We start from the raw sequence: 25,455 nt of genomic DNA on the forward strand, positions 1-25,455 counted from the left end.
ACCCTGCTCACATCAAATGCTATACCTTTAACAAAAATCAGTCAACATGTCATTTAACCAACTAACAAATAAGACATTATGACTCTATCACTCTTTATTTCTATGACAATTATTCAGTTAGTATTAATATCCTGTAGTATTATTTAATCTTTCATATACAGGATAGTGTTCCATAACATCTGGAGCCATCTTCATCAGTCGTTTTCGCTCTGCCTCATTGTTCATCCACCTGTACACCCATGAAATCCCCAACTTTTTATGATAGTAATTCTGCTGCTGATAAACTGAATCATTTAATGCTTCTTCCAGACTCACAAATAAGTAACCTTGATTTCTGAGCATATTTATAATCCGGGGCAGGTAATCGACATTAATCGTATTATCATGACAAAGATATATCTGCTTTATTTGCCGATGGTATTGATCAATGGAAAGTGAATCCATCCACATAAAGTTTTTAATTGTCGCATTAACATATGCCTCACCTATAACAGCTGCCTTCTCAATACTATCTGTTTTTATGTAATACTCATAAATGGCATTAAACATCCAATCTGAACTTTCTATAGTAAATGGTGTAATTGTGAGATGGAGAGAATCAAGCACTTCCCCTATAACACCTTGCTCAATTGAGTCGTTACCCAAGCTATTATAAGGAAACCTGAAATACTTCATAGTTTTGCCAGCATCCGCGCAAAGCGTTTGGCTAAGCAACATTCCTTTAATAATATCATCTCTAAAAACTTCTAATCCCACCTTTGAATAATCGGTATGAGCAAAAGTATGGGTACCCACCGTAACCAATTCACTTTCTATCCAGTGTTCCAACAATTGTTCGTTTATCTTTTTATCTGCGGAATCAAAGATTAGTCCTTCGTTAATAAAAATGGCAACAGGTATTGCGAGTTCCTCCAGACTATCTAAAAGCAAAATCTTATAGCCATCTTGAGCATACAGTGATATGTTTGGCACATCATCAATGCTTATAGCAACCATCTTTTGGGCTGAAAGATTAGCAAAAACCACATTGCATAAAAAAACGAGTATAAGATTAAGCCTCCTGCTATTCACATTATTAATATTAATATTTTGTTAGGATAACATTAAACATTTAAAACCTAATATAGCATAAAACATTAAATTTAAAAGCAATTACAATACAATTGCTTTCAAACTTTAGTTAATGTTATAAAATATTAAAAAAATGATTTTTATCACATCCCATGATTGAAGCCATGAAAATTTGCCTAAATTTGGATTGGGAATGCAACTGGGAGTAAAACAACGCAACAACAGGAATTGAATTTTAAAAACGGTTATTTACTATTTGCGTATGAGTTACTTGAAGTTTGACAAGGCTCAATTGGTTAACACTGAATATTCGCTAAAAAGAGAGTTTATTCGAACCAACCGAGCCGGTTCTTTTGCCAGTTCAACAATTATTAACTGCAACACACGAAAATACCATGGCTTGCTCATCTGCCCCATCGATAAATTTGGTGGCGATAACCATGTTTTGCTTTCTTCACTCGACGAAACAATCATACAACATAGATATGAGTTTAATCTGGGTATACATAAATACCCAGGGACATACGCACCTAATGGCCATAAATACGTTCGCGAATATGAAGTAGATCCCAATCCTGCAATCACCTATCGCGTTGGAGGTGTATTGTTGAGAAAAGAACTATTATTGGTTGAAAAAGAGCAACGCATCCTGGTAAAATACACCCTGCTGGAAGCAAACTCTCCCACTACGATTCGTTTTCAACCTTTTATTGCATTCCGTAATATACATGACCTGACGAGTGCAAATATGGTAGCCAATACGCGTGCCAATACAGTTGCCAATGGCGTTTCTGTTCGCCTCTATGATGGATTCCCGAAACTATATATGCAAACCTCGCGTGAATCGGAATTTATACATGCACCCGACTGGTACTATGATATTGAATATACCGAAGAAAAAAATCGTGGCTATGCCTGCCATGAGGATTTATTTGTACCCGGCTACTTTGAGATGACTATCAAAAAGGGTGTCCCTATAATATTCTCAGCAGGTACAAGTGAGAGCTCACCAGGTAGTCTGGTAAGGCAATTCAACAGCGAACTTAAAAAGCGTATAAAAAGAGATAGTTTTGAGAGTTGCCTGGATAATTCAGCTGAACAGACCATTTCGAGAAAAGGTAAGCATGTTTCCATCATCAATGGTTTTCCATTTTTAAGCCACAGTGAACGTAATACCTATTTAGCCATTCCGGGCCTTTGCCTGTCGCGTGGTGATGAAAAAACCTTTCTGGAGGTGTTGCAAACATCTGCCCAAACACTCCTTAACCGCTTTTCTCCTGATGCCAACATCAACAAAGAAAAAACCTCTGTTGATGTACCGCTATGGTTTTTCTGGACCCTTCAAAAGTACGTTGAGTGGGGTGCTGATAAAAAAGAAGTTTGGCAGAAGTTTCGAAAAACAATTAAAACCATACTCAGCAATTATAAACAAGGTTCTCACCTGGCTGTGGAACTACATGATAATGGTTTACTCTGGACCAGTCAAAAAGGAGTGTCCTGGATGAAAGTAAGAAATAACGGGACCTTCCTGCAACAACGCATGGGCTACCTGGTTGAAGTTAATGCGCTTTGGTACAATGCCATTAGTTTTGCCATAGAACTGGCAAATACCACTGGCGATAAAGCTTTTATAAAAGAGTGGCAAGCCTTCCCTCAGAAGATTACTGAGAGCTTTAATGCCATATTCTGGACAGATGAAATGGGTTACCTGGCCGATTATGCCATTGAAGGCTATACAAGCTGGAGCACACGCCCCAATATGCTGTTTGCCTTATCACTCCCATACTCATGCCTTAGCACTGAACAAAAAAAATCGATCCTGGATAAAATAGAAAGAGATTTACTAACTCCCAGAGGCCTCAGAACACTTTCGCCCAATAACCAGGATTACCTGGGCGTAATTTCGGGCAATGAGTATGAACGCAACCGGGCCTTTCATAACGGCTCGGTATTTCCATGGTTGCTGGGCCATTATGCCGAAGCCTATCTGAATTTATATAAAGAGTCGGGCCTGTCACATATAAAAAGAATATTTGAGGGATTTGAAGAATGCGTCAACGAACATGGCATTGGCTCCATCTCTCAAATCTATGATGGTAATCCGCCTCATAAGCCGAATGAAGCCACGTCATATGCCTTAAGTGTGGCTGAAATCATCAGAGTAGGTAATATGATTAAGAATGTATCAAAAGAAGTTGACGTATGAAAGTATTAATGTTTGGCTGGGAATTCCCCCCTCATATATCCGGTGGATTAGGTACTGCCTGCTATGGCTTAACCAAAGGGCTGTCGAAAATTGATGATTTGGACATCATATTTGTGGTGCCTAAGGCATACGGAGATGAAGATGAAAGTAAAATGAAGTTGGTTGGAGCCAACAATACGCATATTAAACAGATACAGGAACATATTCGGAAGTTTAAAAGCAAGCACACTTATCTGGAAGTCGAATCGGAACTTATCCCATATAACGATCCGGATGAATATTACACATTCAGAAACTCGAAGCTTTTTGGTAAGAATAAACTGTTTAAGGTGAATAGTGAAGGTAAACTAGAGTTTACAGGTAAATATGGTGCCAACCTGATTGAAGAGATCTATAAATATGCCTACGTAGCCTCCACTATTAGCATGGACAATGAACATGATATTATCCATGCACATGATTGGTTATGCTATCCTGCAGGCATTGCAGCCAAGGAAGTATCGGGCAAGCCACTCGTTGTACATGTACATGCAACAGACTTCGATCGCAGCGGAGGAAGCGTTAATCCTAAAGTATTTGAAATTGAAAAAATGGGTATGGATGCAGCCGATAAAATTATAGCTGTCAGCAACCTTACGCGCAATATTATCATCGAAAAATACGGTCAGGATCCATCTAAAGTTGAAACAGTTTACAATGCGGTAGAACCCGTTTCTTATGAGCAAAAACAGGCCAATAAAAAAGGGGTTAAAGAGAAAGTAGTCACGTTTTTGGGCCGGATTACCATGCAAAAAGGACCTGAGTACTTTGTTGAAGCAGCCAATGCCGTGTTAAAAAGAACCAACAATGTAAGATTTGTTATGGCTGGCAGCGGCGACATGCTTGAAAAAATGGTAGCCAGAGCAGCTCAGTTGGGCATCTCTGATCGCTTTCACTTCACAGGCTTCCTTAAAGGAGATGATGTATTTAAGATGTTTGAGATAAGCGATGTATATGTCATGCCATCAGTATCTGAGCCATTTGGCATTTCACCTTTGGAAGCCATGCAATCGAATGTACCGGTTATTATATCAAAGCAGTCGGGTGTATCAGAAATCCTCACCCATGCCATAAAAGTTGATTATTGGGATATTGACGCATTGGCCGATGCCATATACGGCATTATTAAATACGACTCCCTATCGCGTGTTTTTAAAGAAAAGGGCAAAGAAGAGGTGGACAATCTGAAATGGACCAATGCTGCCCGCCACGTGCACCAGGTATACAGTACTGTGATTAACTAAATCCTTTAACTCTTAAACTAATAACAATGAAGTCTATTTGCTTATATTTCCAAATTCACCAACCCCTTAGATTGAGAAGATACCGTTTTTTCGATATTGGCAATGACCACTATTATTACGATGATTTTACCAATGAATCCATTATCAGTAAAATGGCAAAGGAATGCTATTTACCAGCCAATGAGATACTACTTGACCTCATTAGATCTAACAAGCAAAGTTTTAAGGTGAGCTTCTCCATCACAGGCGTCACTCTCGATCAGTTTGAAAGCTATGCTCCGGAAGTAATCGAAAGTTTTAAACAATTGGCAGAGACTGGTTGCGTTGAATTTCTGGCTGAGACGTATTCGCATTCACTGGCTGCACTCAAAGACCAGGATGAGTTTAAAGTGCAGGTTAAGTCTCATAGTCAACGCATACAAGAGCTGTTCGGTCATAAGCCTAAAGTATTCAGAAACACCGAGCTAATCTATTCAGACGATATTGGAGCTGCGGTAGCCAGCCTGGGCTATAAGGGTATGATTACAGAAGGTGCCAAACACATATTGGGCTGGAAAAGCCCCAATTACCTGTATTGCAACGCCTTAAACCCCAAACTAAAACTACTGATGCGCAATTATACACTCAGCGATGATATTGCTTTTCGCTTCTCGGTGCAAAGCTGGAATGAGTGGCCGCTAACAACAGAGAAATTTGTGAACTGGCTTGACCACCTTGACGAAAAAGAAGAGATAGTGAATGTATTTATGGACTATGAAACCTTTGGTGAGCATCAGAAAAAAGAATCAGGTATTTTTGAATTTCTTAGCAACCTGCCTGCAGCCATTCTCAAGTCAGGTTCATATAAATTTATAACTCCATCAGATGCCATAAAAGAGTATCAACCTATTGCAGTAGCACATGTTCCTCATGCTATTTCATGGGCCGATGAAGAACGTGACCTGTCGGCCTGGTTAGGTAATTCATTGCAGAATGAAGCATTTACCAAGCTCTATGAGTTAAAAAAGGATGTGGAGTCACTTAATCATGAACGTATCAACAAAGACTGGAGCTACCTGCAATGTAGTGATCATTTTTACTTCATGTGCACCAAGTTTTTCTCTGATGGTGACATGCACTCCTATTTCAATCCCTACAACTCACCATATGATGCATTCATCAATTACATGAATGTGCTCAGCGATTTTAAAATAAGACTTGATGAATTGAGAGAAGATGGAAAACCTGCCACATCCATCGAAAATGAACTACTCAAAAAAGACAAACTCATTAAGAGATACGAGACAGAGATAAAAAAACTAAAGAAAAAGATTTTATCGGATTAACAAAGTGAGCATGTAAGCTTCACTTATCTTTTATAATAACCAATCATATAATATGCGTATGAAAAAAATAAAGCCAACCCCGGATTTTATTTTTGAAGTCAGTTGGGAAGTATGTAACAAAGTAGGAGGAATTCATACGGTTATTTCTACAAAGTCATTATCCCTGAAAGAAACTTTTAAGGATAATATTATATATATCGGACCTGATTTTAACTATAAAGAGCATAGCAATAAAGAGTTTAAAGAAGATAACAACCTCTATCCTGAATGGAAACAAAAAGCCATTGAGCTGGGAATTCCTATTCGCATAGGTCGCTGGAAAATACCCGGTGAACCGCTTGTTATGCTCATTGATTTTAAGCCGCTATTAAAGAATAAGGATGCCTTCTATGCCAAAATGTGGGAGGTATATCGCCTTGAATCACTTTATGGAGCAGATGATTACCACGAACCTGCCATATTTGGCTATGCCGCCGGTCAAATTATCGAAAGCTTTGTAAAAGAGCATTTCACAGTGCGTGAAAAGGTAGTAGCCCATTTCCATGAGTGGATGACTGGTGCCGGATGTTTATACATTGAACATCATATGCCCGAGATAGCCACCATTTTTACCACGCATGCCACCATGCTCGGACGGGTATTGGCCAGTAATAACGAACCGCTGTACGACAAACTATACGAGTTCAATACTAAAGAAAAAACGAACCAATACAACGTATCGGCCAAATGTTCATTGGAGAAAAAAGCTGCACTGGCAGCCGATTGCCTGACAACTGTAAGCGAAATAACTTCCAAAGAGTGCAACCAGTTTTATGGTAAGCCGGTGGATGTGGTGCTGCCCAATGGTTTTGAAGATGACTTTGTACCTGAAACAGACAGCTTGGTTGCCTCACGTAAAACATCAAGAGAGCTGTTAAAAAATGTAGCCGAAGCCATGTTGGGCTATCAGCTGGCAGATGACACACTTTTTCTGGGCACAGGCGGACGCTATGAGTTTAAGAACAAAGGACTGGATGTATTTTTGGATGTACTCTCCACTATTAATCATGATCGGGCACAAGAGCGCGAGCTTATCGCATTCTTTTTTATTCCGGCCGACCAACGCGGACCGCGTAAAGATCTGATTGAGCACCTGGCAAATAATAAAAAAGATACAGCGTTGGTGACACCGTTTATTACACATTACCTTGGTAATATTGATCATGATCCGATTCTGAATAAAATCAAAGCACTGGGTTTTAGTAATCAGGCCAATGAAAAAGTAAAGGTGATATTTGTACCCACCTATCTCACCGGTCAGGATGGTATATTTAATAAATCATACTACGAGCTATTATGCGGACTCGATTTGTCTGTTTTCCCATCCTACTATGAACCATGGGGATATACGCCAATGGAAAGCATAGCGTTTGGCGTGCCTACCATCACCACCTCATTGGCAGGTTTTGGCAATTGGGTAACGCAAATTGAAGAAAACGGCAATGGTGGTGTAGAAGTATTTCACCGCAATGATTCCAACACCGATGAATTGGTGCATAATATGGCCCATTACATCCAACACTTTAGCCAGCGCACCAACGATGAGTTACTTGGTTATCGGGAAAATGCTCACAGGATAGCTCAGAAAGCATTGTGGAAGAATTTTATTGGGTACTATTTTAAAGCTTACGAACTGGCCATCAAAAACAACATGAACAAAGGAACTGACAAACACGAAATAAAGCATCTGAAGGTGGCGAAAAGCAACCAGCTTCAATGGCGAAAACTGGTGGTTGAATCCAATCTTCCAGATGAACTCTCCGGCCTCGAGGAATTATCCAGAAACCTATGGTGGTGCTGGAACTATCAGGCCATTGAACTATTTAAATCCATCGACCCAGAACTATGGATAAAGGTGAAGCGTAATCCGATAGTACTCCTAAAATCCATTAGCAGTGTCCGGCTCAATGAATTAGAGAATGATAAAGACTTCATTTCGCGTTATCAGTCAGTATACAAAGACTTTAAAGACTACATAGCTGTTAAGCCTGACGAGAACCAACCCCAAATAGCCTATTTCAGCATGGAATATGGGTTAAGTGACAATTTAAAGATATACTCCGGTGGCTTAGGTATACTGGCCGGCGACTATTTGAAAGAAGCCAGTGACTCTAATGTTAATATGATAGCCATTGGTTTCATGTATAAATTTGGCTATTTCACCCAACGCCTATCACTCAATGGCGAGCAGCTGGTAGAGCTGAATGCTCAGAAGTTTTCATTTCTGCCTATTGTACAGGTAAGGGACGAAGCCGGCGTGCCTAAAACAGTTCATTTCCACCTTGAAGGGCGAACCGTGAAAGCGCTTATCTGGGAGGTGAACGTTGGACGTATCAAACTATACCTGCTTGATACCGATACAGAGATGAATAATGAGCAAGACCGCGTAATTACACACCAATTGTATGGTGGAGACTGGGATAACCGAATTAAACAGGAAATACTTTTAGGTATTGGTGGAATCAGGGCATTAGACGAACTCAATGTAGAGCCAGATTTGTACCACTGTAATGAGGGTCATGCTGCACTCATCAACATTGAACGCTTACGCCAGCTCATAAGTGATGGTTATTCATACGATGAAGCGCTTGAAATTGTACGCGCCTCTTCCTTGTTTACCACCCATACGCCTGTTCCGGCCGGGCACGATACCTTTACGCCAGAGATGATACGACATTACTTGTATTATATCCCTGAGGAACTGGGAATTAGCTGGGATAAGTTTTTAGCATTGGGCAGGGCTAATCCACTCGATGCCAAAGAGAAGTTTTCAATGAGTAACCTGGCTGCACACACCTCCGTTGCTATGAATGGTGTGAGCTGGCTACATGGTAAAATTTCGCAGGAAATGTTTAACAACCTGTACGATGGCTACTTTGCTGAAGAGCTACACATAGGTTATGTCACCAATGGAGTACACTATCCAACCTGGACAGCAAAGGAATGGCGCACCTTGTACGAGAGTGAGTTTAAAGATGGATTCATTAACGACCAGTCGAATAAGAAGTACTGGCAGAAAATTCATGATATTCCTGATGAACGCATCTGGTCAATTAAAAACCAGCTTCGTAAGCAACTGATTGATTATACTAAGGAACGCTTCCATCGCAACTGGATTCGTCGATATGAGGACCCTAAAAGATTGGTGGAAATAATCGATTCCATTGATGAGAACACGCTTACGATTGGTTTTGCTCGCCGATTTGCAACTTATAAAAGAGCACATCTGCTGTTTAGCGACATCGAGCGTTTATCGCAAATACTGAACAATCCAGACAAACCTGTTCAGTTCATATTTGCAGGTAAAGCACACCCGGCAGATAAAGCAGGTCAGGATTTAATTAAACTGATTGTGGATGTTTCGCGCCGTCCGGAATTTGTTGGTAAAATCCTCTTCCTCGAAAACTATGATATGGAGCTTGGTCAAAAACTGGTAAAAGGTGTTGACATTTGGATGAATACCCCTACCCGACCACTGGAAGCCTCCGGCACATCGGGTGAGAAAGCGGTGATGAACGGCGTTATGAACTTCAGTGTGCTTGACGGCTGGTGGCTGGAAGGTTATCGCCAGGGAGCTGGCTGGGCCCTTACCGATAAACGCACCTATGAAAATCAAGACTTTCAGGATGAGCTGGATGCCCAAACCATCTATTCGATGCTTGAAAACGATATCATACCATTGTTTTATAAGCGTAACGGGCAAAACATTCCCAATGACTGGGTGAAATATATCAAAAATTGTATAGCCGAAATCGCACCGGATTACACCACCAAACGCATGATGGATGACTACAAGGAGCGTTTTTACACACCTATGTTTAACCGCGTTAGAAAAATTCGCTTGAACGACTACCAGATGGCAAAAGAACTAGCTGCGTGGAAACAAAAGGTATTGATGGCGTGGGATAAAATTGATGTGGTTTCGGTGGATGCACCTAGCACACCTAAACATAAATACCTGGCCGGCGAAGCCTATCATATGGAGGTAGCGCTTGACCTTAAAGAGCTGATTGATGAAAACATTTGTGTTGAACTGGTTATCCGCAACTCAGCCGAGAGTCAGGAAATTGGCCCTATCACCACCAAACGGTTTAAGCAGGTTCGAAAAGTGGATACACTAGCGTTTTATGAACTCGATTTGGAACTTCAGGATCCAGGTATCTTTGATTTCGGATTCAGGGTATTTGCCTGCAATGAGTTATTACCTCACCGCCAGGATTTTAACTACGTCAAATGGATTTAACAGCGAAAATTACCTTATAAACGAAAAAGGAGTCTGGAAACGGACTCCTTTTTTTATATAAAGTTTCAGGGAACATCTTAACTATTCTTCTTACTTAACAGTTGTTACTGTACCTCCATTATTGTTCGAATATTATTTAGTTAGCTTATGAACCCACATGAATTAAACCCAAACTAACTATAAAAGCCACCACTGAAATACACAATCCAATCACAAAAGTAATGTAGCCCATTCGAAGGTAGGTGTACTTTTTATTCAGAACTCGTCCAAGGTGGTATAAATCACGCGTCAGGCTCTTATACAGGTAGTCTTTGTCTTTCATCAGCTCGCTTACGCCCCACTCAAAATCCTTTTGTTCCATATTGTGGAAGTTACCAAAGAAAATAAGATTACCGCGCTTATTGCTGACATCATCCCGGGTCATCAGTCCATGTGTAGTACGGGGGATAGTTGAAACAATGGAGATGATAATGGTGGCTACACTAAAACAGATTAATACCAAAGCCGGAATTAACAAATACGGATTGTTATCCAACTTTGGAAATAAAGCTGACAATACGATAGAAATAATGATACCATTAACACTAATAAGCGTATTTGCCTTACTGTCCGCTATTTGACTTAACGACAGGTGATTGCGAAGGGTCACCCGAAACATCGTTTCAACACCTTTATCAGGCTTTTCCGTTGTTTCCTTCTTCTTCTTTTTCTTTTTTTCGGTATGTTTAATTAAATCTTCCCTTGTGTTAATCTCAATTTGCGACAATGCCACTAATCGCTCCCGGTTCTTAGCTTTCCCCTTTGTATAGTTTTCTTTGGCATAGACAGTATAAAACTGCTGCTCATCAAAGAAGACGATACAATCGTCAATCCACTCCATAGGCGACTTATTGGTACGGCTATTTATCTCATCAAACAAATTTAGAAACTGAACACGTATATAATCATTGTTTTTCAGGTGTGACAAATCGGCATCTTTAATAATCTGCTCATAGATATTGGCAGGCACATGCCCCAATTGAGTACTTAAAATCACACGCTCTACTAATTGAATCGATTCCTCAGGATAGTTCTTTCCTTCAAGCACTTCCCGCACGAAGGCTGCCGAACGCTTTTCATGGTCTTCAATTTGTTCACAGGCTTTCACGTCATGAAACAATGCCGCCAATTGCAAACTTTCCAACTCCTTAGCGGTTATCTCAGGGGTGGCAGCACCAATTTCACTTACCGAATGAAGCACATTGAGTGTATGTTCCCAGTTATGAAAGCTATGTTCGTTCTCCTGATAGTTTTTGATTTGCTCTTCTGCAATTGGCATACATTCAGTTACCAATATTGTCCATGGCTGCTCTGTCATTTTCTTATAGTTTTTGTCTTTTGCAAGTTAGCAACTAACTCATGCATATACTCTTGTGAAGTTAAGCTATTATTGCCTTCAACCAACTGATTATCCCCTTCAGAATTTATTATCCGGCCTTTTATCCCATCATTTAACTGATAACTGACTTGCTGAAGCAACAGATTTTGCACCTCAGCATCCCATATGGGGAACGCGATTTCAATCCGACCCGATAAATTGCGGGTCATCCAATCGGCCGAAGCGAGGTAAGTCTCTCTTTCAGAGAGGTGATAAATACGTGTGTGTTCCAGGTATTTGTCGATAACACTCACAATTTTCACATTCTTCTTTTGTGCTTTCGATAAGGGACAATAACAGCAGATTCCGCGCACAACCATTTGAAACTGCACGCCAACATCAGCTGCCTCTCGAATCAAATCTATCATCTCCGGATCTTCAAGGCTATTAAGCTTAACATGCAGAACCTGTTTCTCACCTGCTACCGCTTTCTCCATTGCACGACGAATGGCTTTCGTCACTTTTTTTCTTAAAGTAAATGGTGCCACCAGCAAATGCTTAAAGTGCGGTTGATACTGCTCATCTTTTAAAAACTTAAAAACCTCATTTAAGTCTTTTGTGTAACGTTCATCACTGGTTAAAATACCGTGATCGGCATATATCCTGGCTGTTTTCTCATTTAAATTACCAGTTCCCAGATAGGCATACGATTTTAATATGCCTTTTTCACGCCGTTTAATCAGAAAGGCTTTAGCATGTACTTTCAAATTGGCGATCCCGTATTTGACAACGGCTCCGGCTTGCTCCAGTCGTTCTCCCCAATAAATATTCGATTCTTCATCGAAACGAGCCAGCACTTCCGAAAATACAAACACCCGCTTGCCGTTTTTGGCAGCCCGCTCTAATGCCAGGCCTATCTCTGAGGTTTTACTAACCCTATATAAGGTGGTACTTATCTCTTCAACACCATCATCTTCAGTAGCGAACTTTAAAAAATCAGTTACATAATTAAACGATTGATACGGATAACTCAAAAACACATCTTCATCAACGATGGTCTGATACCAATCACTACTGTTATCCAACTGGCTACATGGCTGTTGTTCTTCAGTTAAGTAGTACAGGTGTGGTTTATCCTCAAACACAGGAAACTCAAAAAAATCGTAATAATTGTGATAGGTTCCGCCGGCTATGAGGCTCGACATATCCAGATCGAGCTTTTTGCGTAAGGCATTAATATGCTTAAAGGGAATGTTTTCATTAAATAATAATCGACAAGGTAAGCCTGTATCACGCTTCTTGAGGCTTTTCTTAATCTTCTTTACAATGCTTTCGTCTTGCTCTTCATCAATATACAATTCGGCATCACGCGAAATTTTAAACGCATATGCCTCTGCCCCATGGCCCAATAGTTTGTGAATATTATATCTGAAGATATCATCGACCTGCACTATTTTAGTGTACTGCTTATTTTCCTCCAGTGTAATAAATCGCCCCCAGCTGGTGTAATCCATCTCCAGCAGATATTGCCGGTTGTCATCTATAACCAGTTGATATATTGCCTGGTTTTTAAGATCCAAGGAGGTTTCATTGGTCACTTCAAGTAATTTAAATTCATGTTTAAAGTGCTCATCATAATACTTTTCAATCAGCTGATGGTCAACCGCGTTAATCTGACCACATAAAAATAAAATTCCTTCGTCGGCTAAGCCCGGCACTATTTCGTTATAAAACAGTTTACCCAAATAGGTTTGCTGTTCGCTTACAATGGTATTTATCTGTTGTAAAATATACGATGGACGGTAGCCATATTTATTGCGTTTATCGCCCTTATACTTTTGCGCAAAACGATGACTGGCTACCCGCACTTTGTAAAACTCTTCCAGATTAGACGAGTAAATAGCAACAAACTTCAGGCGCTCCATCAGCGGAACATTTAGTGAGGCAATTTCCTGTAATATGCGGCCATTAAATGATAACCAACTTAAATCTCTGTCTATGTATTTCATTGATGCTTGAGAGCTGTAGCCAACTTTTTATTTCGTAATTACTTCTTCATACGCCTTTGCATCTAACAGACCAGTGTTTGTACCTTTGAAATCTACTTCTATTCGCAGAGCTCTTAATCCGGATGCACCTTTTAAATCTTCCAGTTCCAAATCTTCTACCTTCCGGGTAATATAACCCTGGGCCTTCATAAAATCAAGGAAATGGCGATATTCTGCTATTTCATCGGCATGTGAATACACAATGGCAATTTTCCCCACTTGGGTTATGCGCTCATTGGAGCCTTTCACCAAGGCTTTATCAATGCGCTTTTTGGTAATTTCATAACGGATGTTGTAAGCCCCAGCGACATCAAATTTCTTCTCATCCTGCCTGAAGGCAATACTCAGCGGATTTGAGTGGACCAGTATCAATTGAGTAATATCCAGTTTAGTAGGCAATGATGACTGCAGAGATCTGACCTCGCGCGCTACCTTCACCATTACCAGCAATTGCCACAGCCGCATATTCTTTAGGTAGATATCGCTATATTCCATATCCTTCACCAGCGACTGTCCGATGTAGGCATTGTATTCTATTCCATCGGTTCGATACTTTTCAAAATAATGCGGATAAACTTTTTGTGCGCTAAGCTGCTCTTTATCGATAATATCGCTCACCTTGTCGTTGATAAGCGTTAAACTATCTTCAAAATCTTTTCGTTTATCATATATAACGCCCAATTCTGGATCCAGCAAAGCTTCATATCCGGCTATTAATGAGCCCATCTCGGGGTACCTGCTTTTAAATAAATCTAAAACTGGCTTCACTTCTTTTTTCAGGAAATCAATGATAACTACCTCATCACCCGCCTTAAGGCCCGAACCAACTGTTTTTAAATGCCTGCTAATTGTGTAGCGCAAATCATTCATCAATGGCACATCTGCCACCTCTTTGTCATTCTCCAGAATTTGTTTGGCTGCTTTTAATTGCGTTTCTAAATCCTCACGAATGGCTTCATTACGTTCTAACGATGAACCACGAATATCAGAAGCGCCATAAATAGGTACAACATCTGGAAAAACAATGTCTTCGTTCTTCACATTATCAATCGACTCATCATTATTTATCAGTTGCGCAGCGGCCTCTCTGAAGCGCCACTCTACTGTTGGATGAATAGCCGTATATTCTTCCTGAATGACAGACCGCACCATATCATTCCAATCTTCCTTTGAACGTTTCATGGCCAAAGCAAATATGGGAAATAAGTCATGAAGCAGCTTTAATTGAATCATAGTGATACTACCTGGTTTTTTACAACCAAACTCGAGCATGCCCATAATCTCACCTTCATGCAATAAAGGAACAATTGCGTGACTACGGATACCGTACTTCAGTAATTTTTCAACAACCACATTCCTCTCAAGTTGCGCAATATCTGAAGTCAATACTATCTGCTTTTTATTAAATGCCTTCTCATACATGGTACCCTGATAACTAAAGCAGTCCAATTCTTCACGCGGTATTATTGTATTCCAGATGAACTGCTGATTCAAGTTGGTTTCAAAACCATAATTGGCTGCCATACCAAACTCTGCTTCAGGGTTTTCAATTAAGGTTCTGATTTTATCCTTGATTCTCAAATAACCTTCTTTTGACAAGACAGTTTCTTTTTTCAATAAATCAGATTTTAGCTTAGAAATCGTGTGGTCACGAGTTACATCATGATACTGGAATTGTATAAAGCCTCTGAATTCAAACTCATCAAGTGGAATTAGTTTATTCCATAGATCCAAATCATGATCATTATCCAAAAGCACTTTGAGATCTTCAGCCGACAATTCTTTCACTTTCCCTGTTGTTCGTATCTCAAGGAAACGTGAATTGAAGCGCTTATTAAAAAACTTAACGATACCTGTGTCTGTATTCGTCATTTTTAAAGTAAAAGGTAAATCAACCGGAATATCCACCTTGTAATAGCGCTCCAGAATGATAAAATAGGCTTGATATAAGATGGTCACCAACAAAAGATTTTCATCTAATTCCATTTCATCTTCTTTGGCCAGTCCCATAATACGGTTGCCCTCACCCAAAACTCGCTTAAAGGCACTGGTTGAATAAAATTCACCATCGGGCTCAAATGGTTTCCAGGCTGCACTTAGCTCAAGGTCATCCTGCAAGGGATTAAATGCAAAACTCATCAATTGCTTAACCAGTTCCGGGTACTTATCCAGCATAGCCTGTGAAACACTATCAGCTTTTAATTCTGGTGCATGGTCGAGCTTTTTCAGCAGTTCAACAGCCATATAGCTCATTACATGCGAATGCTCAACACTCATCTTTTCAATTTCTTTTATCAGTAACTGAAAGCTGAGCTTTGTTTTAAATGGAATATTACACAAGCTGCAGTTTACCTTTATATAATCTTTGTCTATCATCTCCCCAATTTTACACCAAATATCTGCACTCAAACAAACCTTTTCAACTAAATATGTATAAAACAGTTAAATGCTTGATTAAAACCTAATCTTTAGACAATAAAACAGTTAATACCTTTAATTAGTTGACTGCCCACTTGATATATTACACTAATTGCTTTGGTTATAAACAGTCGTTTCCTGCATCACAAAAACGTTAGCATTTCAGTTAATTTAAGCCTATTTACTATCTTTGGTGGCTGATATAAAGTTGGGATGTGAAAAAAGAACTAGAAGCAGTTATTGACCAGGAGGAGTTTGACTCCATCGTGCTATATCGCTTACCAAATCAGGCTACTTGCCATATTTTACTGGGTACAAGCGAGAAAGTAATCAATGGCATCAATAGTCTTCACCTTAAAAGTGACGGTTTTGTGTTTGAACCCTTTGATAATACAACATCAAGTGGGTTATTTATTGATAACCTCTTTGAAGCCACCTTCGAGAAACTATCCAGTGCGCATAAGGCGTTAATCAGTCCGCTTTTTAATATAGCCCCATCTACTGAGGCTATATATGAAGATACTTATGAGACCTATCAGCGGCACTTCAACACCATGCATCAGGCTCTTAAAGATGGAAAGCTATCAAAGGTTATACTGTCGCGCGCACTTAAAGGACCAGCCGTTCAGAACAACCAGGTTCCGGACATTTTTGAAACCCTAACTGAAAAGTATCCGCACGCTTTTGTGTACGCCATCAGCACACCCTCTGGTGGTACCTGGATGGGTGCCGGACCTGAATTATTGCTGAAACATAACAATACCCAACTATCAACCGTTTCTTTGGCAGGTACACTTCCCAACAACGACCAGTTTAAATGGACAGCCAAAGAAATAACCGAACAGCAACTGGTAACCGAATACATCGAAAACGTGCTGGTTCATCATCAGGCCGATAACATTGAATACAGCAATGCTGAGACCATAAGCGCAGGTCAAGTAAAACACCTGCGTACAAATTTTCATTTTGAGATGGGTGAAATCAACGGTAACCATGTGGGACTGTTATATGATTTGCATCCTACCCCAGCTGTATGCGGGCTGCCCAAAGAACATGCTTACCAGTTGATTATTAACACCGAAGAACACGATCGCCAATACTATTCGGGGTTTCTGGGCCCCATTAAAGATGGCAATTATGAGTTTTACGTTAATATTCGTTGCCTAAAACTAACCAATAAGGAGTCAGTTCTTTATATAGGCGGAGGACTGACCCCCGAAAGTGAAGCCGAAAAAGAGTGGCAAGAAACAGCTCTTAAAGCACAAACACTCTTGTCGGTTTTAAAAAATATTTAACCTTTGTATACTTATGAATAAAGCAGTTTCGGATAAGAAAGTTGTTAAAACACTTGTTGATATATGTTTGTCGGAGGGACTGAGAGAAGTCGTTATTTCTCCCGGTTCACGCAACGCCCCCCTGACACTTACCTTTTGTGCCAACCCTGAATTTGAATGTTTCAGTGTTGTTGATGAGCGAAGTGCAGGCTTCTTTGCTTTGGGCATGGCCCAACAAACAGGCCGACCTGTGGCTTTGGTATGCACCAGTGGCTCGGCCTTGCTCAATTATGCACCGGCAATATCGGAGGCTTACTATCAAAACATACCATTGGTGGTTATTAGTGCCGATCGTCCTCAGGAATGGATTGATCAAGCCGATGGACAAACGATTCGCCAGGTAGGTGCCCTGGATAACATCGTTAAATACAGCTGCCAGTTACCCACATCTAAAAATGCCAGCAACTGGTATGTAAACCGCCTTATCAGTGAAGCATTTTATCAGTGCCAGCACAAAATGGCAGGCCCGGTACATATTAATGTACCGTTAGCCGAACCCTTGTATGGTAAAACAGTGCATCCTGAAGAAAAACAAAGACGCATCAAGCAAGTGGTATCGTCCAGCTCTGTTTCGACTGAAGCGATGCAGCAGTTGAGTGAAGACTGGCTGAAACACGACAAAATACTGATTGTAGCCGGCCTGAATAAACCAAATGGCCGAATGCAGCAAGCACTGCGCCAGCTCTCAGAGATGGAACAGGTAGTGGTACTAACCGAAACCACCTCCAACATTAACGGTGAATCAATTATTACAGGTATTGATAAAGTAGTGTCCACCATTACCGAAGAGGAAGTACATTTCTTTAAGCCATCGCTGCTGATAACCTTCGATGGCGCCGTGGTATCTAAAATGATTAAAAAGTTTCTGCGCGATTATCAGGCAAAAGAGCAATGGCATATAAGCGTGTCCAACCACCATATGGATACCTACCAGCAGCTGACGACTTCTATTGAAGCCGAACCTGCTGATTTTCTGGAAGACTTATTACCCAAGATAACATCCATTAAAAGCCGTTACCGCACCACCTGGTTAAACAGGGCCGAACGCTCGGACAAACACCATGAAGAATACCTGGCCAAAAACGGCTGGAACGATTTAAAAGCCATTGCGCATATTGCCAGCGCTTTGCCAGAGAAGTGGCAGGTGCAGTGGGGCAATAGTTCAGCCATACGTTATGCCCAACTTTTCAACGAGTTTTACAATGAGGACACCTACTGCAACCGGGGAACAAGTGGTATTGATGGCAGCCTTAGTACTGCTGTGGGTGCCAGCTACATCAGCCAGAAACCAACCTTGCTGGTGGTAGGCGACCTTTCCTTCCTGTACGACAGTAACGGACTGTGGAACAACTACCTGAAGCCTAACCTTCGCATTATAGTTATTAATAACGGAGGCGGTGGCATCTTCCGCTTTATTCCTGGCCCCTCTGACTCGGAGGAGTTAGAGACCTATTTTGAGGCTACACATCAACTCAACATGCAGCCACTGGCCGAAATGTATGGCCTGAATTATTTAAGGGCAGATAACGAGGAAGCAATGAACGATTGTTTGACACAATTGTTCTCTGAAAGTGACAAACCAATTATATTAGAAGTTAAAACACCTGCCAAAGAAAATGCCGGTGTGCTAAAATCTTATTTTAAACGCTTAAAAGAAGAATTATGAGCCAACGCAACTGGACTTCTGTAAAAGAATACGAAGATATTAAATTTGATTTTTTTGAGGGTATAGGAAAAATTACCATCAATCGTCCAAGAGTATACAATGCCTTTCGCCCCAAAACTGTACTGGAGCTTATTGATGCTTTTGATATTTGCCGCGAGCGCCAGGATATTGGCGTGATTGTATTAACCGGAGAAGGTGATAAAGCATTTTGTTCGGGAGGCGACCAGAATGTTAAAGGACATGGTGGATACATTGATGAAGGCGGCGTACCTCGCCTGAATGTATTGGATTTGCATAAACGCATCCGTTCACTACCTAAGCCGGTGGTTGCCATGGTAAATGGCTATGCTATTGGTGGCGGACATGTGCTACACGTGGTGTGCGACCTCACCATCGCCTCAGAGAATGCTATTTTCGGGCAAAGCGGACCTAAAGTAGGCAGCTTCGACGGTGGCTTTGGCTCATCATACCTGGCGCGACATGTAGGACAAAAGAAAGCGCGTGAGATTTGGTTCCTGTGCAAACAATACTCAGCCAAAGAAGCAGAAGACATGGGACTGGTCAATACCGTTGTTCCGTTTGAGCAACTGGAAGACACCACTGTAGAATGGTGTAAAATTATGCTGCAACGCAGCCCTATGGCTTTGCGCATGATTAAACGCGGATTAAACGCCGAGCTGGATGGACAAACTGGAATTATGGAAATGGCTGGTGATGCCACACTCATGTTTTACCTGATGGAAGAGGCTCAGGAAGGTCGCAACGCTTTCCTTGAAAAAAGAGATCCTGACTTCCAGCAATTCCCTAAATTTCCGTAACTATTAACGAAGAATTGTATAGCGCCCGTTGGTCATATCTGGCGGGCATTTTTATTTAATGAAGTTTCATTTATTGGACTAATCCGTTATGGCTTATAAGATATACTCTTTGGTAATCCAAATGCTAAAGGCCAAAACAACCAGTACAATAATAGTACTACCGGCTATTTTATTGATCCAAAATAGTCGACGCAGGTTAATTTTAGAACGAAACATATTAACCAGCGAACTCAATATTAACCACCAGCTGGCAGCACCCACCATCACACCTCCGATAAGTAATAAATTATCAATCAAGGTATTTTCGGAGCCTACCACCCTGAATCCAGCAAAAAATGCCAAAAACAGAAACACTGCCAGTGGATTCGCTATTGTTAGTGCAAAGGTAGAGAAGAAATCCTGAAGCAAGCTGGTTGTCTTACGCTTCTGACGTCTTAGCTGTATAGCCGGATTGGTATTAAAAATTTTTAGTCCTAATGAGATAAGAATAATAACGCCGAATATCTGTATCCACAATAATTGTGATTCAATGAATCCCACAATAAATGATAGGCTAAAACCGGCAATGATGGCATAAATTGTATCTGATAAGGCAGCACCTAACCCAGACACAAATCCCGATAAATGTCCTTTATTAAGTGTACGTTGCACCACCAACACTCCAATAGGCCCAAGCGGTATGGAAGCCGAAACACCTATTATAACACCATCAACTATATTTCCTAGAGTCATTCAAGCCTTTTTTTTAAACCTGTCATGTACCTTATATTAAGATATGATTGAATTATAAGAATGTCAGGTTTCTTCCTTCTTTAATGCAAAAGTCTCGCAAAATTATAAAAACCTTTTCAGATAAGGCAGGGATAATTTAGATAATAATGTATAAATATTAAATATGTCCATTTGCCGGTAAGTAAGGGCTACATGTTGACATTACATTTCCTCATCTGAGAATAGTTAATTACTTAAAACACTCAAATAAAACGCCTTAGTAAATTAAGTACAAAAATACACCATGCTTAAGGCAAATTAACTAAAAATGATCTAGATACATCGTTTAAACCGGCAACAATTAATAGTATTACACTGATATAAAAGTTACTATAGCAACACCTCTCCCACTTGAAATAACATTAAGAATGATTTAACTTGAACGAAATTAACACAAACTTAACATTCGCTTAAAATTAAATCAATCTCATACTGCACCCATCTAAGTATGTTTGCCTCGCGAAAAAGAACAACAAATAACATTTTCTGATGGAAAACATTTATTTAATTCTGGTCATCGTGCTTTTTGCACTGGCCATTTCTGACCTAATCGTTGGCGTAAGTAACGATGCTGTGAATTTCCTTAACTCGGCAATCGGAGCAAAAGCAGCGCCATATAAGTACATCATGATTGTAGCCGCTCTGGGTATCCTGTTTGGAGCTACCTTCTCAAGCGGTATGATGGAAGTAGCCCGTAAGGGTATTTTTAACCCGCAGTATTTCGTCTTTTCAGAGATCATGGTCATATTCCTGGCTGTGATGATAACCGACGTGATATTGCTTGATGTGTTTAATACCTTTGGTATGCCTACCTCTACCACCGTTTCGATTGTATTTGAGATACTGGGAGCAGCCGTGGCAGTAGCCATTATTAAGGTGGCAAACAACCCTGATATGAACCTTAGTGAATACATTAACACAGCTAAGGCATTAGGTATTATATCGGGTATTTTACTATCTGTTGTCATTTCATTCAGTGTCGGTGCACTGGTTCAATATGTTACCCGTCTTATATTTTCGTTTGATTATGACAAGCGTCTGAATTATTTCGGGGCTATCTGGGGTGGCATTGCCATTACTGCAATTACTTATTTTATCCTGATTAAAGGTGCCAAAGGTGCTTCTTTTATGGATTCGGCCACCAAAGACTGGATTAAGTCTAACGGCCTAACAATTATAGCCATTAGCATGGTTGGATGGACCTTTTTACTGCAAATTTTAAAGCTTGTATTTAAAGTAGATATCCTGAAAATAATTGTACTAACAGGTACTTTTGCATTAGCCATGGCTTTTGCCGGTAACGACCTTGTTAACTTCATTGGTGTGCCATTAGCTGGTTTCGAGTCATTCAAAATATTTGCAGCCTCGGGCGATGTTAATACCAGCATGGAAGCGCTGGCTGGTAAAGTAAGTACCCCAACCTACATGCTCATTATTGCTGGTATAGTAATGGTTATTACACTCTGGACTTCCAAGAAAGCTAAAGCAGTTGTAAAAACGTCGCTAGACTTAAGCCGCCAACAGGAAGGTGACGAACGTTTTGGCTCTTCGTATTTTGCCCGTTCGCTGGTGCGTGCATCTATCAATGCATCCAATGCGGTTAATGCAGTTATTCCCGCAGCTATCAGCAGAGGTATCAGTAAACAGTTTGACTCCACTAACTACGAAGAGCGTAGAAAGAAACTTGGTAAAGATGCTCCGGCCTTTGATATGCTGCGTGCCTCTGTTAACCTCGTAGTGGCAAGTATCCTTATTTCCATTGCCACCAATATGAAACTGCCACTTTCAACCACCTATGTAACATTTATGGTGGCTATGGGTAGTTCACTGGCTGATCGTGCTTGGGGACGCGAAAGTGCTGTTTACCGTATAACCGGTGTACTTTCAGTTATCGGCGGATGGTTCTTCACTGCCTTGTCTGCATTCACTGTAGCCTTTGTAATGGCACTATTAATCAGCACCATTGGCATTTGGTTTGTTGCTGTGCTGGTTGCTATTGCTATCTACGTGATGTTCCGCACACACATTGTTCATAAGAAAAACACCGAGACAGAAGTTGAGATTGACGAATTCGAAATTGAAGAAGTGAATGGCGAGATACACGTTGATAAGGTACTTGAAAAATGCCGCTACAGTGTTACCGATATTCTGAAGAAGATTTCACAACTATATGCCCAGGCTATTCACGACTTTGAAGCAGAAGACCGCCGTAGCCTGAAAGAAATCAACAAAGAGGTTAAAACCATCAACAAAAAAGCCAAAAAGCTGAAGAGCAATGTTTACCCGACAGTTAAAAAGCTTCAGGAACAATCAGTTGATTCAAGCTTGTATTACATTCAGGTTGTTGATTATCTGAGAGAAGTAGCTCACTGTCTGTCTTACATTACCGAGCCAGCCTACGATCATCTGGATAATAACCACAAGGTGTATTCACCTGAGCAATTTGAAGAGTTGAATAGTGTGCGTTCTGATGTACAGGATTTCATGGCCAAGTCAATTAAAATCATTACTCAAGGCGACTATGGTCAATTAGAAGAACTTATTGAAGAGCAGCAAAGTATTTTTGCTAAGATGCGCGACAACCGTAAGAAACAACTGAAACGCATTAAAAATGAAAAAGCCGGCACAAAAGTAAGCTTGCTGTACTTAAATGCATTACACGAAACGCAGAATTTAATGCTGCACCTGGTTAATTTGGTAAAAGCACAACGCGACTTCGTTGACTATCAATCAAAGTAATATAGACTAATACTTTAAAGAGCTGCCGCAAGAATTAACTTGTGGCAGCTTTTTTTTGCCCTGAATTCAGGTATTTTAGGTAAAAATACATACTTCTGCAGCATATCAGGTTTTGATACGCTAATACTTCACTGCGGTGCAGATACAACAGGTCAGAATCACCTGCCAAACCCAAAGGCCTTGCAAAGCCACCTGTTATTCTTCTTTTCCCGGAAGTTTAATCGTCTAGTAGATATAACAAAGAAGAGATACCATGACTCAATGTACCTAAGTAAATTCGGCATGTAGAAATTAAACAGGCATACGTAAGACGAAATAACTCTATTTATTCTACTAATGTAATTGGAACTATTACAAACTATACCTTGGTAAGCTGAAGTAAAACTCAGCACCCCCATTGGCTCCGTTTTTCACGGACACTATACCTTTATGAACACTCACCGCATGCTTCACAATGGCTAAGCCCAGGCCTGTACCACCCATCTTTCGCGAGCGCCCTGAATCAACTCTATAAAAGCGCTCAAATATGCGCGACAAATGCTTCTCAGGAATTCCTGTTCCATTGTCTATCACTGAAAAGTAATAGTATTCGTCATCCTGGTGATACATATCAATGACAATCTTCACATTTTCGCCAGCATAGCTTAATGCATTGTTTAATAAGTTTTGAAATACCGAACCCACCAGCGATTTATTTCCGTCAACTATGACTGACGCATCAACTTTAAGCACTATCTCTGCCCCTTGCAGCTTCACCACCTTATCCAGATCATCAATGATTTCCTGTACCAGAGGAAGTATGGCAACCTGGCTAAACTCATAGTATTCCTCCTGCTCCTCTATTCTGTTTAGTAAAACAATATCCGCAATCAAGGAAGTAAGACGACTACATTGCTTGTTGGCTTTGTTTATAAAATAATCTTTCTTCTCCTCTGGAATATCTTTGTTATTAAGGATGGTTTCGAGATAGCCACTGACCGAAGCAACAGGCGTCTTCAACTCATGGGCAATGTTTGATGTCATCTGCTGCTTTAGCAGTTTTCTCTTTTCAAGTTTAGTTGTGTCACGTATGTATATTTCAAAGCTCTTATCGGGAAAAATTATGCACTTAATTTCAAAATAATAGCCACTCTTCTTAACTGTCAGCTCAGCTTGAGGCAAATCGGTCTGTTGCTCAATATCACTCCTAAGCACAAGGTGTTTATCAAGAAATTTATGCAGCTTTTTCAGCTCCTTAATTTCAAATATCTGTTCTGGATTTAACGAAGCTTTCTCCCCTATTAAGTTTAAATACTGAACAAAATTAGGATTGGTAAGAATTGATATTTTTTCGCGTGAAAAGATGCCAATACCATCATTAACCACATACAAATGCTTTATCAGCTTCTCTTTCTCGAGGCTCAAAGCATCTTTAGTTTTCATCAGTTTTGTATACATCGATACAATTTCCTTACCTATTACCCCAAGCTCATCATGCGGAAACTGGTAATCCTCAGCTAAAGGTTTGTTTTGTCTTAATTGCAGGGCAAAATCCTTCAGCTTGGTTATACTTTCACTCATTTTACCTGTTACATACGAAAGGATTAACCAGGTAAGAAGGAATAAAAATGCTATAAAAATCAGAAACAGCTTTTCGGCTTTTAAGAAGTTTTTCACTTCAATATCGTAAACCACAGCTGCACGTATAAAAATGTCATTGTAGCAATGGACATAATAATAGAAATCCTGCCCGGTAGTAGCTGATTGCCTGATATTCGATCCGGCCCCGTTGCTTGATCCAATCGCCTTCTGTACTTCCGGTCGCTGAAGATGGTTTTCCATTTGCTGATAATCATCCACAAAATTATCATACAATACATCGCCATCATTATCGATTATGGTAAGCCTTGTTTCAACTGTCGGCAGTATCTTTAGTAATGAATCTACCAGTTGAATTTCATTATTGGCAATGATATCATTCTCAAGAAGAAAACCATTGGTAATTTCGGTAATGGCATTTAATGAGTTTTCTAATTGTGTAATCTTAAATTGCTTTTCTCTATAGTATTGAAATACAATAAAAGATAGTGTTACAATAAAAAAGATGGAGTAATAGTATAAAAACAGTTTTCGTTTAAAATTGATTTCAAACCCCATA

General features: G+C 40.2%; 14 protein-coding genes. 8 read left to right on the top strand and 6 right to left on the bottom strand.

The window, feature by feature from the left end:
- Window positions 1-123 precede the first annotated feature (123 nt).
- Complete coding sequence (locus KDU71_RS03690) at window positions 124-996, bottom strand: polysaccharide deacetylase family protein (RefSeq protein ID WP_212188550.1); 873 nt, start codon at window positions 994-996, stop codon at window positions 124-126.
- A 337-nt stretch (window positions 997-1,333) separates the two neighbouring features.
- Here KDU71_RS03690 and KDU71_RS03695 point away from each other — a divergent pair, with 337 nt between their 5' ends.
- The 4 genes from KDU71_RS03695 to glgP are packed head-to-tail and all read left to right on the top strand — an operon-like array spanning window position 1,334 to window position 10,167.
- Window positions 1,334-3,277 (top strand): glycogen debranching enzyme N-terminal domain-containing protein, encoded by a 1,944-nt coding sequence (locus KDU71_RS03695; protein ID WP_212188551.1) that lies wholly within the window; start codon window positions 1,334-1,336, stop codon window positions 3,275-3,277.
- Window positions 3,274-4,560: a glycosyltransferase family 4 protein gene (locus KDU71_RS03700; RefSeq protein WP_212188552.1), complete on the top strand. Its 1,287-nt coding sequence runs from the start codon at window positions 3,274-3,276 to the stop codon at window positions 4,558-4,560. Before KDU71_RS03695 ends, KDU71_RS03700 begins: the two co-directional genes overlap by 4 nt.
- Window positions 4,561-4,586: 26 nt before the next feature.
- Window positions 4,587-5,885, top strand: a complete 1,299-nt coding sequence (locus KDU71_RS03705) for a glycoside hydrolase family 57 protein (protein ID WP_212188553.1) — start codon at window positions 4,587-4,589, stop codon at window positions 5,883-5,885.
- Between the two features lie 58 nt (window positions 5,886-5,943).
- Complete coding sequence (glgP, locus tag KDU71_RS03710; RefSeq protein WP_212188554.1) at window positions 5,944-10,167, top strand: alpha-glucan family phosphorylase; 4,224 nt, start codon at window positions 5,944-5,946, stop codon at window positions 10,165-10,167.
- Between the two features lie 145 nt (window positions 10,168-10,312).
- Here glgP and KDU71_RS03715 read toward each other — a convergent pair whose 3' ends face one another.
- The 3 genes from KDU71_RS03715 to KDU71_RS03725 are packed head-to-tail and all read right to left on the bottom strand — an operon-like array spanning window position 10,313 to window position 15,948.
- Entirely contained in the window at window positions 10,313-11,524 is a 1,212-nt protein-coding gene (locus tag KDU71_RS03715) for a Pycsar system effector family protein (RefSeq protein WP_212188555.1), read from the bottom strand.
- Entirely contained in the window at window positions 11,521-13,533 is a 2,013-nt protein-coding gene (ppk1, locus tag KDU71_RS03720) for a polyphosphate kinase 1 (RefSeq protein WP_212188556.1), read from the bottom strand. The genes KDU71_RS03715 and ppk1 overlap by 4 nt, the downstream gene beginning before the upstream one ends.
- Before the next feature lie 27 nt (window positions 13,534-13,560).
- The gene (locus KDU71_RS03725) at window positions 13,561-15,948 is read right to left on the bottom strand and encodes a GAF domain-containing protein (protein WP_212188557.1); all 2,388 of its coding nucleotides are present in this window, start codon (window positions 15,946-15,948) and stop codon (window positions 13,561-13,563) included.
- Window positions 15,949-16,205: 257 nt separating this feature from the next.
- On the opposite strand from KDU71_RS03725, the gene KDU71_RS03730 reads away from it, so the two are divergent.
- From KDU71_RS03730 to menB, 3 genes are read left to right on the top strand one after another with little or no spacing between them, the layout of a single operon-like run.
- Window positions 16,206-17,285 (top strand): isochorismate synthase, encoded by a 1,080-nt coding sequence (locus KDU71_RS03730; protein ID WP_212188558.1) that lies wholly within the window; start codon window positions 16,206-16,208, stop codon window positions 17,283-17,285.
- A gap of 13 nt (window positions 17,286-17,298) precedes the next feature.
- The gene (gene menD / locus KDU71_RS03735) at window positions 17,299-18,990 is read left to right on the top strand and encodes a 2-succinyl-5-enolpyruvyl-6-hydroxy-3-cyclohexene-1-carboxylic-acid synthase (protein WP_212188559.1); all 1,692 of its coding nucleotides are present in this window, start codon (window positions 17,299-17,301) and stop codon (window positions 18,988-18,990) included.
- Window positions 18,987-19,808 carry a 1,4-dihydroxy-2-naphthoyl-CoA synthase gene (gene menB, locus KDU71_RS03740; RefSeq protein WP_212188560.1) on the top strand — a complete coding sequence of 274 codons (822 nt, stop codon included), beginning with the start codon at window positions 18,987-18,989 and terminating at the stop codon, window positions 19,806-19,808. Before menD ends, menB begins: the two co-directional genes overlap by 4 nt.
- Before the next feature lie 93 nt (window positions 19,809-19,901).
- Here menB and KDU71_RS03745 read toward each other — a convergent pair whose 3' ends face one another.
- Window positions 19,902-20,540: a LysE family translocator gene (locus KDU71_RS03745; protein WP_212188561.1), complete on the bottom strand. Its 639-nt coding sequence runs from the start codon at window positions 20,538-20,540 to the stop codon at window positions 19,902-19,904.
- Window positions 20,541-21,068: 528 nt separating this feature from the next.
- Between KDU71_RS03745 and KDU71_RS03750 the strand changes: the two genes are divergently transcribed.
- Window positions 21,069-23,318, top strand: coding sequence for an inorganic phosphate transporter (locus KDU71_RS03750; protein WP_212188562.1), 2,250 nt, complete (start codon window positions 21,069-21,071; stop codon window positions 23,316-23,318).
- Window positions 23,319-23,669: 351 nt separating this feature from the next.
- On the opposite strand, the gene KDU71_RS03755 is transcribed toward KDU71_RS03750, so the two are convergent.
- Window positions 23,670-25,454: a sensor histidine kinase gene (locus KDU71_RS03755; protein ID WP_212188563.1), complete on the bottom strand. Its 1,785-nt coding sequence runs from the start codon at window positions 25,452-25,454 to the stop codon at window positions 23,670-23,672.
- Between the last annotated feature and the right edge of the window lies 1 nt (window position 25,455).

Origin of the sequence: Carboxylicivirga sediminis, assembly GCF_018156225.1 — a bacterium.
In the GTDB taxonomy this organism is placed as follows: domain Bacteria; phylum Bacteroidota; class Bacteroidia; order Bacteroidales; family Marinilabiliaceae; genus Carboxylicivirga; species Carboxylicivirga sediminis.